Source organism: Kribbella orskensis, from assembly GCF_004342085.1.
In the GTDB taxonomy this organism is placed as follows: domain Bacteria; phylum Actinomycetota; class Actinomycetes; order Propionibacteriales; family Kribbellaceae; genus Kribbella; species Kribbella orskensis.
On the sequence record NZ_SLWM01000011.1, the window covers coordinates 34,280 to 47,878 of the forward strand.

Below are 13,599 nucleotides of genomic sequence, written 5' to 3' on the forward strand. Positions count from 1 at the left end.
AAGGGACTTCTCCGATGACAGTCGTCGAGCTGACCGCGGCCGACCCGCAACGGATGACCGGCCCGCGGCAACGGCTCACCCTGCTCGTCCTGCTGACCGCCGGCTTCACTCTCGCGGTCGACTTCTCCATCCTGAACGTCGCACTGCCCGTGATCGGCCAGGACGTCGGCTTCTCCCTGGCGAACCTGCAATGGATCGCCACCGCTTTCGCCCTCTGCGCCGCCGGATTCACGCTGCTGTTCGGCCGGGTCGCGGACCTGTTCGGCCGCAAGCGGATCTTCCTGGCCGGGATGGCGTTGCTCGGCATCGCCTCGCTCGTCGGCGGCATCGCCACCGCGCCACCGGTACTGATCGCCGCCCGGATCGCCCAGGGCCTGGCCACCGCCGCAGTCACCCCCGCCGCACTCTCCCTGCTGACCACGTCGTTCCCCGAGGGACGGCTGCGGGAACGGGCGCTGAGCCTGAACGGAGCGCTGATGGCCGCAGGATTCACCACCGGCGCGATCCTGGGTGGCCTGCTGACCGATCTGCTCAGCTGGCGCTGGGCCTTCTTCGTCAACATCCCGGTCGCGGCGATGGTGCTGGCGGTCGCGCCTCGGGTGCTCGTCGAGACCCGGCTGGACCGTCGACCCCGGCTGGATCTCTGGGGCGCTCTGTCGGTCACAGGTGGTCTGCTGGCCCTCGTCTACGGCCTGACCCGGGCCGGCGAGGAATCCTGGGCCGATGGCCGGGCCCTGATCGCTCTGGCCGCAGGCGTGCTGTTGCTCAGCCTGTTCCTGCTGATCGAGCGCCGCGTCGACGCTCCGCTCGTACCGCTCCGGGTAGTGCGCCGGCCCACCGTCCGCTGGGGCAATCTGGCCGGCCTGATCGCCTTCGTCACCGAGACCTCGCTGGTCTTCCTGCTCACCCTCTACCTGCAGCGGGTTCTGGGGTACTCACCGCTGATGGCCGGGCTCTCGTTCGCCGTACTCGGCGTCGGCACTGTGGTCGGCGGGTCGATCGCCCCGAAGGTGCTCGGCAGGTTGGGAACGCGCAGGACGATCGTGGCGGGCTTCCTCCTCCAGGCCGCGGCGACCCTGCCGCTCGTGCTGCTCGGCCGTTCCGACGGCTGGATGGCGCTGCTGCTGATCGCCACCTTCATCGGAGGCGTGGCCAACCTGGTCGCCATCGTCGGCTTCATGGTGACCGCGACGTCCGACCTGCCGAACGAGGAGCAGGGCCTGGCGACCGGGCTGACGACGATGAGTCAGCAGGTCGGCATCACGATGGGCATCCCGGTCATGAGCGCCATCGCCACGGCCGCGATGAGCGGGGGCGACGGCCCGGCCCAGGTGCTCACCGGAGTGACGACGGCGATCTGGGTGAACGCGGGCCTGTGCGTGCTGGCCGCGCTCCTCACCTTCGCCTTCCTCCGCCCGGCGAAGGCGGTCTGACATGTGCAGCCACGAGAAAATCACCGGCTGGGCCGGATCAGCGCCAACTACGATGAGGATCGTGGAGACCGAGCTCGGACACTTCCTGCGCACCCGGCGTGGCCGGCTGCAGCCAGAGGACGTCGGCCTGGTCTCGTACGGCGCCCGCCGGGTGCCGGGGCTCCGTCGCGAGGAGCTCGCCCAGCTGGCCGGGATCAGCATGACCTACTACACCCGGCTCGAGCAGGGCCACAGCCAGCAGGCCTCCGACGAGATCCTGCTCGCGATCGCCCGGGCGCTGCGGCTGGACGAGGACGAGACGGCCCATCTCCGCGATCTGGCCCGCCCGGCCAACCACCCCACGCCGCGGGCCCAGGAGCCGGAACCGGCCCGGGAAGGCGCCCGCCGCCTGGTCGGGGCGATGAGCGGGGTGGCCGCGATCGCGATGGACCGGCGCAGCGACGTGCTCGCCTGGAACTCCACCGCCCACCGCCTCCTGGCCGGGCACTACGACGAGCACAGTCCGTGCTCCGTGGACACCCGCCCGAACCTGACCCGGATGCTGTTCCTCGATCCGCACACTCGGGAGCTGTACGCGCAGTGGGAGCTGGAAGCCGAGCGATCGGTGGCCTCGCTGCGGCTGGTGGCCGGGCGGCACCCCGACGACCGGTACCTCGCCGAGCTGATCGGCGAGCTGTCCATGAAGAGCCCCGACTTCGCCCGGCTGTGGTCGGCCCACCCGGTACTGAACTGCTCCTTCGGGACGAAGGTCTTCCAGCACCCGGTGGTCGGCCGGCTGGAGCTCGGCTACGAGGTCGTCCAGTTCCCGGACAACTCGGCCCACCGCCTGCTGATGTACACCGCGGAGGCCGGTTCTCCCTCGGCCGTCGCCCTCGAACTCCTGGAGCGCGGCACCGCCGACCTCAAGGTCTCCTGACCCTGGGTCCAAGACAGCAGAACGGCCGGGCTGGGTGAGTCCAGCCCGGCCGTTCGTTTGCCGTCAGTGTGCGGCGACGCCGTACTGCACGAGGTCGCCGGCCAGGTCCGCGTGGACCCGGGCGGTGAGGCGGGTGCCGTCGGCCGTGTGCTCCAACTGGTCCACCGCGCCCTCCGAGTGGATCCGGGACACCAGGTCGCCGCGGTCGTACGGCAGCAGCAGGTCGACCGGGACGTTCGGGCTGGGCAGGGACGCCTCGACCAGGGCCCTCAGCTTGTCGATGCCCTCACCCGTGCGGGCGGATACGACGATCGCGCCGGTCTCCCGGTGCAGGATCGGCGCGAGCGCCATCGGGTCGGCCAGGTCGCCCTTGTTGATCACGATGATCTCCGGGACGTCCGAGGCGCCGATCTCGTTGAGCACCTCACGGACCGCCTGGATCTGCGCCATCGGGTCCGGGTGCGAACCGTCCACCACGTGCAGCAGCAGGTCCGCGTCCGCGACCTCCTCCAGCGTCGAGCGGAACGCCTCGACGATGTCGTGCGGCAGGTGCCGGACGAACCCGACGGTGTCGGTGAACGTGTAGACCCGGCCGTCGGACGTGGTGGTCCGGCGGGTGGTCGGGTCCAGGGTCGCGAACAGCGCGTTCTCGACCAGGACGCCGGCGCCCGTCATGTTGTTCAGCAGCGAGGACTTGCCCGCGTTCGTGTAGCCCGCGATCGCCACGGAGGGGATCGAGTGCCGGCGGCGTTCCTGCCGCATGGTCGAGCGGGTGCCCTTCATGTCCTTCAGCTCGCGGCGCAGCTTGGAGATCTTGGTGTTGATCCGGCGCCGGTCGGTCTCGATCTTGGTTTCACCAGGACCACGACCACCGATACCGCCACCAGCCGCACCGACCCGGCCACCGGCCTGGCGGGACAGGTTCCCACCCCAGCCACGCAGCCGCTGCTTCATGTACTGCAGCTGGGCCAGCTCGACCTGCGCCTTGCCTTCCTTGCTCTTCGCGTGCTGGGCGAAGATGTCCAGGATCAGCGCGGTCCTGTCGACGACCTTGACCTTCAGCTTGTCTTCCAGGTTGCGGAGCTGGGCCGGTGCCAGCTCGCCGTCCGCGATCACCGTGTCGGCGCCGAGCGACGCGACCAGGTTCCGCAGGTCGGTGACCTTGCCGCTACCGATGAAGGTCGCGGCGTCCGGCTTCTTGCGCCGCTGGATCACGCCGTCGAGCACCTCGGAACCCGCGGTCTCGGCGAGCAGTTTCAGCTCGGCGAGGGAGTTCTCGGCGTCCTCGGCGCTGCCGTCGGTCCACACACCGACCAGCAGGACACGCTCCAGCAGAAGTTTGCGGTACTCGACCTCGCTGATGTCGGTCAGCTCGGTCGACATCCCCACCACGCGCCGCAGCGCCTGGCGTTCCTCGAGCTCCAGTCCTTCGGTGCCCAGTCCTTCGGTGCCGAGGGCGTCGGAGCTCAGAGTGTCGTTGTCATAACCCGACGAAGTGTCCTCGTCGTCGAGCACGTCGTCCTGGAGCAGGTCGAGGTCGACGTCGGTCTCTTCGTATGCGTTCGAATGGGTCGTCATATACCTTCCATCGTGGCACGCGCCACCCATACGGGCGACCCGTTTTCACTAACAACGCCCCGGCGCACCCCCGGATTCCCGCTCAGAGCGGCAACCAGGCCCGGTCGAACTCACCGCGCGCGTGCACGACAGCCGGTCCGGTGAGCTCCAGATGGTTGTCCTCACGCCACGTGACCGTGACGGATCCACCCGGTACTGCGACGCGGTACGTGACCGGGGTTTCCTGCCGCGCGGCCCTGGCTGAGGCGACCGCGACGGCGCAGGTGCCCGTGCCGCAGGAGCGGGTCTCCCCCGAGCCGCGTTCGTGCACGCGCATCTCCACCTCGTTCGGGCCCTTGCGGACCACGAACTCCACGTTCACGCCGTGCGGGAAGGCCTCGGCCGGGGTCCAGCCGGGCTGCTCGATCAGCCAACCGGGCTCGCGCAGATCGTCGACGAAGGCAACGGCGTGCGGATTCCCCATGTCCACGTGCAACGCGGGCCACTGGTGACCGTTGGCCTCGACAACGATCCCGGCCGGTCCGGGGAACACCGGTTCACCCATGTCCACGGTGATCGTGCCGTCGTCGTTCAGCGCGATCTCCTTGACGCCGGCCCGGGTTCCCACCCGTACGGGCTTGCCGTCGGTCAGGCCCGCCTCCGCGAGGTACCGGGCGAAGACGCGGATGCCGTTGCCGCACATCTCGGCGATCGACCCGTCCGCGTTGCGGTAGTCCATGAACCAATCGCCACCGTCCTCGACGTACGACTGCTTCGAGCCCTCGATCACCCGCAGCACACCGTCCGCCCCGATCCCGGCGTACCGGTCGCAGAGGAACCGCACCACCGCGGGATCGAGGTCCCCGTGCAGGGACCCGTCGGGGTCGGGCAGCAGCACGAAGTCGTTCTCCGTGCCGTGCCCCTTCAGCCAGGGGAAGGTACCGGTGCTCATAGGGAGATCGTACGGTTTGACCCATGGCAGACGAGCACGTCGCGTACTTCTGGGACCGCGAGGACGCTGACGCCGTGGCCGAGCTGCTGGGCGGACAGGTCCGAAGGGGGCGCTTCCACGGGGAGGACGACGACGAGGATCACCCCTGGGTCGTGGTGACCGCCGCCGATCCCGCAGTACTGGAGCAGGTGGTGGGTGAGCACCACGGCTGGCTGGAGACGCCTGCCGACGAGCCGACTCCCGCGACGCCGCCCCCGCTGCCGACAGAGCCGCGCAGGCTGAAGAACCGCTGACTCAACCCTTCCGCAGGACTCGCCCAGGCCGGTTCGCGGTCGGTACGCCGTCGCGCAGTACGGGCTCCCCCGCGACCAGCACGTGCTCGATGCCGACGGACAACTGCCACGGCTCGTCGTACGTCGACCGGTCCGCGACGCGCTCGGGATCCAGTACTACGAGATCCGCGACGGCGCCGGGTTTCACCACGCCCCGGTCGTCCAGGCCGAGCCGTGACGCGGGCAGCGAGGTCATCCGGCGGACAGCCTCCGGCAGGGTCAGCACTGCCTCATCGCGCGCATACCGCCCGAGCACCCGCGGGAACGTCCCGAAGCTGCGCGGGTGCGGGTGTCCCTCACCTGTCGCGCGCAGGATCCAGCCGTCGCTCGCGACACTCGTCCACGGATGACGCAGTACCGCGACCACGTCGTCCTCGCTCATCCCGTGATTGACGACACTCACCGCGGCCTGGTGGTTCTCCAGCACGCGCAGCGCCGCCTCCGCCCCGTCGACGCCGTCCCGCCGGCCGATCTCGGCGAGGTTCAGCCCGCGGCAATCCACATAGCGCCCAGGCGGGAGCGACGCGATCACGACGTTGTCCGGATCGAGGATCGCCTGCTCTCGTACTGCGTCGAGGACCTTCGTGCGTTCGGTGGCGTCGGCGAGGCGCGCGAGCAGACCCGCATTACCGCCTTCCATCGTCCAGGTTGGGAGGCGGGCTGTGAGAGTGGTGCTGGAGGCGGTGTACGGATAGACGTCGCAGGCAACATCCACCCCGTCCGCGCGGGCCTCGTCCATGCGTTCGAGGGCGGCGTGAACCTTCCCGTGATTGGCCGGGCCCATCGCCTTGAGGTGAGAGACCTGCAGCATGGCGCCACCGGCCCGGGCGGCCTCGATCGCCTCGTCGAGCGCCTCCAGCAGGCGGACACCTTCGTTGCGGATGTGCGTGGAGTAGAGCAGCCCGTACTCCGCTGCGGTGGCGACCAGCGCGGCGACCTCGGATGGCTCGGCGAAGGTGCCGGGCGCGTAGATCAGGCCCGTCGAGAATCCAACTGCGCCCTGTTCGGCGGCGTCCCGCAGCAGCGCTTTCATCTGCTCGAGCTCCGCCTCGGACGGCGCGCGCTCGGCACCACCGAGGACAGCCAGCCTGAGCGCCGAATGGCCGACCTGCAAGGCGATGTTGATCGCCAGACCGGCACCGTCCAGGACGTCCGCGAATCCCCCGCTGTCCTGCGAGGACCAGCTGTTCTCCGGCGCCAGGAACGCCGTACCGGCTCGCATCTGGTCCAGGTCGGTGATCGGGAACGGAGACCAGCCGCAGTTCCCGGTGACCAGAGTGGTGACGCCCTGGTACAGCTGGGTGACGGCCTCCGGGCCGGCCTCCATCGAGAAGTCCGCGTGCGAGTGCAGGTCGATGAAGCCCGGCGCCACGATGTTGCCCCCGGCATCGATCACCTCGCGGCCGGGGGGCAGCTCGGCGCCGGCGGGCAGCAATCCCGTGATCCGTCCGTCGTCGACCAGGACGGTCGCGGCGACCGCCTCGGCGCCGGTCCCGTCCAGGACGAGGCCGCCGGTGATCGCGCCGATCATGTCGTCACCAGCAGGATGCCGGCGTACATCACGCAGGCCGGGACGAGCATCAGCCAGCCGGTGATCATCATGTTCTTCAGGTTGGACGACCGGGCCTGCCCCATCGCGCCGACCATGTTCGCGTTCGGGAACGGCCCATAGGTGTCGGCCTTCGAGGCGAACAGCAGCACCACGACCCAGGCGGCAGGTCCCACCCCGGCACTGGCCGCCAGCGTCCCGAACACCTTGTCGAGCAGGACGACCTGCGCCGCTGTCGCTCCCGGCACCCCGACCCAGCCCAGTACCGCGATCGCGATCGCGACGCCGAAGCCGAAGCCCGACACGGTCGCCAGCTCCGGGCCGATCGCGTCCAGGATGACCTTGAACGGCGCCAGCTCGTCGATCAGCGCGAAGAGGGCCGCGAGCAACCAGAAGAGCAGCAGGATACTGATCAGCTTGGCGCCACCGCGGTACATGTGCTCGGCGATGTCGCGTGCGGGCAACCGCCCGGCGATCCCGGTGACGACACCGAGCAGTGGCAGCGCCAGCAGCGGGAAGTTGGTGCCGGCCTCGGTGATGGTCGCGTAGACGACGCTGACGAGCAGCGCGGCGATGAAGGCGATCGTCGCCGCCCGAGGCGCCCGAGGGGTGTGGGCGCTGTCGTCGGCGACGAGTTCGCTCAGGTCGTACTCGTCGCCGGTCCGGACCGTGCGGCGCTGGATGTAGGCGACCACGAACGGCCCGAGCAGCAGGGATAGCACCGCCAGCGGACCGGCGCCGTACCCGAGGTAGGTGAGGTAGCTGACGTCCGCCGCGGTCATGATCGCCACGTTCGAGCCGGCGAACGGTGCCACGGTCAGCCCGGCACACCCGCCGATGAACAGCATCGAGGCGGTGGCCGAGCGGGTGTAGCCGAGACGAGCGGTGATCGGCAGCACGATCGGCGCGGCGATCGCCAGCGCACCCGCCAGCGTGCCGAGGCTCGCGACCAGTACCAGGCAGGCGATCATGACGCCAAGACGGTCCCGTCCGGAGTGGTCGTCGGTGGTGCCGTGCTGTTCTCGTGCTGGCTCATGGGGGGTCCTGTTCTGTCGTGGCCGGGGGCGGTCAGTGCGCGGCAGAGCGCGTCAGAGGGTGGTGGCGGCGGTGCTGGAGGCAACCGTGTTGGCGGCGATCAGGTCGGTGTCGATACCGTGGCCGAGACCGGCTGACTCCGGCACCTGGACGACGCCTCGGCGCGCGACGACCGGTGGGGTCACCACGTCGCGCGCGTAGTACTTGTCCGAGGCCGAGACGTCGGACGGGAGGGTGAAGCCGGGCAGGCTGGACAGCGCGACGTTCGCCGCGCGGCCGATGCCGAACTCGTGCATGCCACCGCACCAGACCGCGATCCCCGACTGCCGGGCCAGATCGTGCGCGGCCCGGGCGGCGGTCAACCCGCCCATCCGCGACACCTTGATGTTGAGCACCCGCAGCGCCTCGAGCGACAGCGCCGTCTCCAGGTCGTCCAGCGTCTCCACGCTCTCGTCCAGGCAGACCGGCGTTTCCACCGCACGCTGCAGCCGGGTGTGCGCGAGCAGGTTACGCGGGGCGAAGGGCTGCTCGATCATCGTCAGCCCGAACCCGTCGAGCGCCAGCAGCGCGGCCAGGTGCTCGGCGGACTCCGAATAGATGCCGTTGGCATCGACATGCAGGTCGAGGTCCGGGTACTCCGCGCGGACCGCGCGCACCGGTTCGACGTCCCAGCCGGGCGCGATCTTCAGCTTCACCCGCGGGTAGCCGGCGTCCACCTGGCGCCGTACTTCGGTGAGCAGTTCGTCGATGGTCGGCTCGATCCCGAGGGAGACGCCTGCGGTGACCTCCGAGCGGGTCCCGCCGAGCGCCTTGGCCAGCGGTACGCCGCGCAGGGTGGACCAGAGCACCCAGGCGGCGACGTCGACCCCCGCCTTGGCGAACTGGTTGCCCCGCACCTTCGCCCAGAACCGCGGCACCTGCTCGGGCTCGTCCCACTCCTGCCCGAGCACGGCCGGGAGCAGGTAGCGCTCGGCGATGTGCCAGCACGACTCCACCGTCTCCGGCGCGTAGTACGGATCGGACGGCGAGGCGATCTCGCCCCAGCCGATCGCGCCGGAGGCGTCCTCCAGCTCGACCAGGATGTGGTCCAGCTCGGCCTTGCGGTGCGAGCTGGTCGCGAAGGCGTGGACCAGCGGCAGCCGGACCCGGTGCAGCCGGGCGGCGGTGACGCGCACAGGACTTCCCTTCGGTTCAGTCGACGACATAGAGCCCCAGTTCGGTGTTCAGCCGGTCCCGTTCCCCGAGCCGGCGGCGAGCACCCTTGGCACTCGCGGTGGTCAGGGTCGCCAGCACGTGCAGGACGGCGGCGACCACGGTCGGCGAGTCCACGTACGACGCGCTGCCGGTCGCCACGTAGATGCACTGGTCCGCGATGTCGGCCAGCGGGGCGTCGTCGTAGTCGGTGATCGCGACGAGTTCGCCACCGGCCTCGACGAACCGGCGCGCGACCTCGACGGTGTCCCGCCGGTAGCGGCGCAACGAGAACGCCACCATCAGATCGCTGGAGCGCACGTCGGAGAGCACGTCGACGCTGCGGACCACCGTGCCGTCGATCAGTGTCACGTGCGAGAGCCCGGCGCTGAGGTCGAAGGCGAGCAGGGACGCGTACGAGAAGGACTTGCTCGAGCCGACGATGAACCGGCGGCGAGCGGCGACGATCCGGGCCGCGGCCCGGGCGATCGAGTCGTCGGCGAGGATCAGGTCGAGCGCCTCGGCGATCGAGGCTCGCTCCTGCTCGACCACCCGCTGCTGGAGCAGGGTGGAGGACCTGCGCTGCAGGCGGGCGTCGTACCGCTCGTGCGGGCTGGCCAGTTCACGGTTGAGAGCCCGCCGCTCCTCGGCCTCAGACATCGGTCGCCTCCTGGGCCGGGCCGAAGAAGTAGACCGCGGTATCGGCGTCGACCCGCAGGCAGGAGATCGCGACCAGGCCCTTGCCGAGCAGGTCGGCGAACGCGGAGCGCACGTCGCGGCGGACCTGGTCGGCGACATCCGGGCGGGTTGCGCTGAGGGCTGCGAAATCGGCCGGGAGTGCCAGCCACAGTTCGTCACCGTCGCCTGCCGGGATGCCCCAGTCCGCCTCGGTTGGTTCCACCGGAGACGTCCGCGGCAGGTTCGGCTGGTCTCCCCCGCGCAGGTCCCACTCGACGACGACCCGGTCGGTGCCGGGTTCGCCGTACAGGTCGGGCTTGAACCAACGGCCGCGGGCGCCGAGGACGTCGAGGTTGAAGTGGGCGTTGCGGGTCTGGAACGGGTCGTAGGTCCAGCGCATCGAGGTCATCCCGTTCGCCAGGGCGACCTCGCGCTGCGCACGCTTGAGGAGTCTGCCGAGGCCGAGGCCCTGCTGGTCGGCGGCGACCACTGCGGTCTGCGAGTAGTGGTAGAGGTTCAGGCCGTCCGTGCCGCAGAAGCCATAGGCGAGGGCGACCAGCCTGTCCGCGGTGTCCAGCACTCCTACAACGGAGCCGCCGTTGGCCACCAGCGCACCGAGCAGACGCGGGTTGAGCGCGTAATCGGGGTGCTGGTAGCCGAAGACAGCGCGGTAGAGCGCGGCCGCCTCCGCGAACTGCGCCGGGGTGGTGAGCGTGACGGTACAGAACCCGCCGGCCGTGCGCTGCGCTGTCATCGATCTCCTGCAACCAAAGATACGTAACGGATCTTGTTCCGTGGCTGAGTTAACCCGGTGAGAAATCTCAGGTCAATGCCCGTCCGACAGGCGAAATGTGTGAGCCAACACCGGAGAGTCGTTGATGATACGTTCACTATCATGGCGAACGGATGGCAGCAGGCGGCAGCCGGACAGGCCGCGCGGATGCTCGAGCGGTTGCACGAGTACGTCGCGCAGGAAACCCCGACGGGTGATGCGAACGCGCTGAACGCGTTCGCCGACCGCCTCGTCGCCCGGTACGCCGACCTCGGTGGCACCGCTCGAAGGGTGCCCGCGGCAACAGGTGACCATGTGGTCGCGAACCTGCCCGGGCGGGGTCCGCTGGCGGAACAGCCGCCACTGCTCTTCCTGGCCCACCACGACACGGTGTGGCCGGTGGGTCAGCTCGGCGGCTCGATGCCCTGGCGCGAGGAGGACGGCATCGTCCATGGGCCGGGAGTCTTCGACATGAAGGGCGGCCTGGTCGTCCTCGAGACCGCGCTGCAGCTGATCGCGGAGCAAGAGGCCAACCATCGACCGGTGCGGATCGTGGTCGCGGCTGACGAGGAAGTCGGTTCACCCTCCGCTCGTGGACTCGTCACCGCGGAGTCGGAAGGGGTCGTCGCCGCGTTCGGGCTCGAACCTCCGCACCCGAACGGCGATCTGAAGACCGCCCGTCGCGGCAGCAGCCGGGTCCGGATCGAGATCACCGGACGGGAGGCGCATGCCGCGCTGGATCCGGAGTCCGGCGTCTCCGCGATCGACGAACTGGTCGACCAGTTGATCGCCGTACGCTCGCTTGTCGGGTCCTTCGACGACGTGCTGTGCAACGTCGGCACCATCACCGGCGGCGGGCGGACGAACGTCGTACCGGGGACCGCTTCGGCCGAGATCGGCTTCCGCTTCATCGATCCCGATACCGAGCGCGCTGTGCTCGACTCGATCGGCAAGCTGGAGCCGGTGCGGGACGGCGCTCGAGTACAGGTGTCGGTGGTCTCGAATCGGCCTGCCTGGCGGCCATCTGCTGAGGGCGATGAGCTGTTGGCGAAGGTCGCGGCCGCCGGTCGTTCGGTCGGCCAGGAGGTCGGCGGCGCGGTCGCGGCTGGTGCTGCGGACACGAACCTCACGGGCTGGCTCGGGGTGCCCAGCCTTGATGGCTTCGGCCCAGTGGGAAAGGGTGCCCACGCGATCCACGAGCAGATCGTCGCAGCCACCCTGCCCGAGCGCGCTGCCCTGATCGCCGCAATCATCACCAGCCTCTGAACACGACAGCACCCCGCCGCCAGTGGCGACGGGGTGCTGTCGTGATGGTGAGTCAGCGCGGCCAGAGTTGGTGGACTGTGCCGGCGGCGCCGCCGCCGCGGCGCTTTGGTTCGGCTGCGGCCAGGTAGCCGCCTCCGGGTAGTACTTCGAGGGCTGCGACGGCGCCGATCTCGGCCGCTGAGGTGAGGGCGTCGCCCGACGGGACGAGAACGTGGCCGTACGGCTTCAACGCGGTGCCGTAGGCGTCGATGAACGGTGGTTCGGCGGTGACGTTGGCCGTGTTCCGCTGGGAGGCTCGCGGTGCCGCGACCGCCTCGGGCAGCGTCATACCGCGGTCCAGGCGGTTGGTGAGCGTCTGCAGGACCGTGGTGATGATGGTCGATCCACCCGGTGAGCCGAGCGCGAGGAACGGCTTGCCGTTGCGCAGCACGATCGTCGGCGACATCGACGAGCGCGGCCGCTTGCCTGGCTGGATGCGGTTCGGGTCGGCCTCGGCGTAGACCGCCGAGAAGTCCGTGAGCTCGTTGTTCAGCAGGAATCCGCGGCCCGGGACGGTGATGCCGCTGCCACCGGTCTGCTCGATCGTCAGCGTGTACGACACCACGTTGCCCCACTTGTCGGCGGCCACGAGATGGGTGGTCGACAGCCCCTCGGTGTCCGGCCGTTCCTGCGTCGCGACACCCGCGGCGCACGGCGCGTAGGCACCGTCCGGCGAACCGGCCTTGAGCGGCTTGATCGACGCCTTCGCCGGGTCGATCAGGCAGGACCGCTCAGCCCCGAACCCGGGCGACAGAAGCTCCTTTGTAGGCACGTTCACGTAGGCCGGGTCACCCACGTAGGCACCCCGATCCGCGAACGACAGCGCCGACGCCTCGAGGTACGTGTGCAGTGCCTGCGGGGTCGACAGCGTCGACAACTTCTTCGGCGCCAGGATGTTCAGCGCCTCCCCCACCGTCGTCCCGCCCGATGACGAGGGCGCCATCCCGTACACGTCCAGCCCGTCGTACCGGACCTTCGTCGGATCCCGCTTGATCACCTTGTACTTCGCGAGGTCGTCCGTCGTCAGGTATCCCGGCATCACCGGCAGGGTGGTCCCGGCGACCTTCGGCGGGGTCTGCACCACCGTGGCGATCTCCTGCGCGAGCGGTCCGCCGTAGAAGGCAGCCGGACCCTTCTTGCCGAGCAGCTCGTAGGTGTTCGCGAGCTCCTTGTTCTTGAACACCGAGCCGACCTGCGGGGCGTCGCCGCCGGGCAGGAACAGCTTGGCCGTCGGCACGATCGCGGAGAACCGGGCCTTGTTGTCCAGCGTCTGGCTGCGGAACGTCGCGTCGACGACGAAGCCGCGATCGGCCAGGTCCGCGGCGGGCTTCAACGCCTTGCCCAGCGACAGCGAACCCCACTGGTGCAGGGCGGAGTCCCAGGTGGCCAGCGTGCCGGGAATCCCGACGGAGACGCCGGAGGTGACGAGCTCGGGGAAGAAGTTGTACGGCTTGCCCGTCGCCGGGTCGATGAACGCGTTGCTCGGCATTGTCGCGGGCGCGGTCTCCCGGCCGTCGATCGTGTACACCTTGCGGCTCTTCGCGTTGTAGTAGACGAAGTACCCGCCACCGCCGATGCCGGCGGAGTACGGCTCGGTCACTCCGAGCGCGGCCGCGGTCGCGACTGCGGCGTCGACCGCGTTGCCGCCGCGACGCAGTACCGACAGGCCGATGTTCGTGGCGTCCGCGTCGACCGAGGCGACAGCGCCACCGAAGCCGATCGCGGTCGGGTTCTTCACAGCTGGCTGCGGCGCGTGCTGGCCGGCCTCCATCGTCAGGGCGGTGCCTGTTGCCGTGGCCGTGCTCGCGGTCAGGCCGGTCAGGACGAGCGCGCCGGCCGTCAGGGTCGCGGCGAAGCTTTTCGGTCTCACTGGGTCCTC

Annotated in this window: 12 protein-coding genes; 4 read left to right on the forward strand and 8 right to left on the reverse strand. The window is 69.8% G+C overall.

Annotated elements, in window-relative coordinates:
• Nucleotides 1-14 precede the first annotated feature (14 nt).
• Both EV644_RS26185 and EV644_RS26190 read left to right on the forward strand, forming a co-directional pair.
• Complete coding sequence (locus EV644_RS26185; RefSeq protein WP_132191557.1) at nt 15-1,433, forward strand: MFS transporter; 1,419 nt, start codon at nt 15-17, stop codon at nt 1,431-1,433.
• A gap of 61 nt (nt 1,434-1,494) precedes the next feature.
• Nucleotides 1,495-2,349: a helix-turn-helix transcriptional regulator gene (locus tag EV644_RS26190; RefSeq protein WP_241998823.1), complete on the forward strand. Its 855-nt coding sequence runs from the start codon at nt 1,495-1,497 to the stop codon at nt 2,347-2,349.
• Nucleotides 2,350-2,412: 63 nt separating this feature from the next.
• Here the strand turns inward: EV644_RS26190 and hflX are convergent, their stop codons facing one another.
• A complete protein-coding gene (gene hflX / locus EV644_RS26195; protein ID WP_132191555.1) occupies nt 2,413-3,927 on the reverse strand; it encodes a GTPase HflX in 1,515 nt (504 codons plus the stop codon).
• A gap of 82 nt (nt 3,928-4,009) precedes the next feature.
• Nucleotides 4,010-4,858 (reverse strand): diaminopimelate epimerase, encoded by an 849-nt coding sequence (dapF, locus tag EV644_RS26200; protein WP_132191554.1) that lies wholly within the window; start codon nt 4,856-4,858, stop codon nt 4,010-4,012.
• 23 nt (nt 4,859-4,881) lie between these two features.
• Between dapF and EV644_RS26205 the strand changes: the two genes are divergently transcribed.
• Nucleotides 4,882-5,151 (forward strand): hypothetical protein, encoded by a 270-nt coding sequence (locus tag EV644_RS26205; RefSeq protein WP_132191553.1) that lies wholly within the window; start codon nt 4,882-4,884, stop codon nt 5,149-5,151.
• Nucleotide 5,152: 1 nt separating this feature from the next.
• Here EV644_RS26205 and EV644_RS26210 read toward each other — a convergent pair whose 3' ends face one another.
• The 5 genes from EV644_RS26210 to EV644_RS26230 form a co-directional block, all read right to left on the reverse strand.
• A complete protein-coding gene (locus EV644_RS26210; protein ID WP_132191552.1) occupies nt 5,153-6,721 on the reverse strand; it encodes an N-acyl-D-amino-acid deacylase family protein in 1,569 nt (522 codons plus the stop codon).
• Nucleotides 6,718-7,710, reverse strand: coding sequence for a permease (locus tag EV644_RS26215; RefSeq protein WP_132191551.1), 993 nt, complete (start codon nt 7,708-7,710; stop codon nt 6,718-6,720). Before EV644_RS26215 ends, EV644_RS26210 begins: the two co-directional genes overlap by 4 nt.
• Nucleotides 7,711-7,827: 117 nt before the next feature.
• Nucleotides 7,828-8,949, reverse strand: a complete 1,122-nt coding sequence (gene menC / locus EV644_RS26220) for an o-succinylbenzoate synthase (protein ID WP_132191550.1) — start codon at nt 8,947-8,949, stop codon at nt 7,828-7,830.
• 16 nt (nt 8,950-8,965) lie between these two features.
• On the reverse strand, nt 8,966-9,625 hold the full coding sequence (locus EV644_RS26225) for a MurR/RpiR family transcriptional regulator (protein ID WP_132191549.1): 660 nt from the start codon (nt 9,623-9,625) through the stop codon (nt 8,966-8,968).
• Nucleotides 9,618-10,397, reverse strand: a complete 780-nt coding sequence (locus EV644_RS26230) for a GNAT family N-acetyltransferase (RefSeq protein WP_132191548.1) — start codon at nt 10,395-10,397, stop codon at nt 9,618-9,620. The genes EV644_RS26225 and EV644_RS26230 overlap by 8 nt, the downstream gene beginning before the upstream one ends.
• Nucleotides 10,398-10,538: 141 nt before the next feature.
• Here EV644_RS26230 and EV644_RS26235 point away from each other — a divergent pair, with 141 nt between their 5' ends.
• On the forward strand, nt 10,539-11,681 hold the full coding sequence (locus tag EV644_RS26235; protein WP_132191547.1) for a M20/M25/M40 family metallo-hydrolase: 1,143 nt from the start codon (nt 10,539-10,541) through the stop codon (nt 11,679-11,681).
• Nucleotides 11,682-11,733: 52 nt separating this feature from the next.
• On the opposite strand, the gene ggt is transcribed toward EV644_RS26235, so the two are convergent.
• Entirely contained in the window at nt 11,734-13,590 is a 1,857-nt protein-coding gene (gene ggt / locus EV644_RS26240; RefSeq protein ID WP_132191546.1) for a gamma-glutamyltransferase, read from the reverse strand.
• Nucleotides 13,591-13,599: the final 9 nt, after the last annotated feature.

Coding starts and splice junctions, on each gene's coding strand:
- EV644_RS26185 (WP_132191557.1), top strand. CDS start 15: ATGACAGTCGTCGAGCTGACCGCGGCCGACCCGCAACGGATGACCGGC.
- hflX (WP_132191555.1), bottom strand. CDS start 3,927: ATGACGACCCATTCGAACGCATACGAAGAGACCGACGTCGACCTCGAC.
- dapF (WP_132191554.1), bottom strand. CDS start 4,858: ATGAGCACCGGTACCTTCCCCTGGCTGAAGGGGCACGGCACGGAGAAC.
- EV644_RS26205 (WP_132191553.1), top strand. CDS start 4,882: ATGGCAGACGAGCACGTCGCGTACTTCTGGGACCGCGAGGACGCTGAC.
- EV644_RS26210 (WP_132191552.1), bottom strand. CDS start 6,721: ATGATCGGCGCGATCACCGGCGGCCTCGTCCTGGACGGGACCGGCGCC.
- EV644_RS26215 (WP_132191551.1), bottom strand. CDS start 7,710: ATGATCGCCTGCCTGGTACTGGTCGCGAGCCTCGGCACGCTGGCGGGT.
- EV644_RS26225 (WP_132191549.1), bottom strand. CDS start 9,625: ATGTCTGAGGCCGAGGAGCGGCGGGCTCTCAACCGTGAACTGGCCAGC.
- EV644_RS26230 (WP_132191548.1), bottom strand. CDS start 10,397: ATGACAGCGCAGCGCACGGCCGGCGGGTTCTGTACCGTCACGCTCACC.
- EV644_RS26235 (WP_132191547.1), top strand. CDS start 10,539: ATGGCGAACGGATGGCAGCAGGCGGCAGCCGGACAGGCCGCGCGGATG.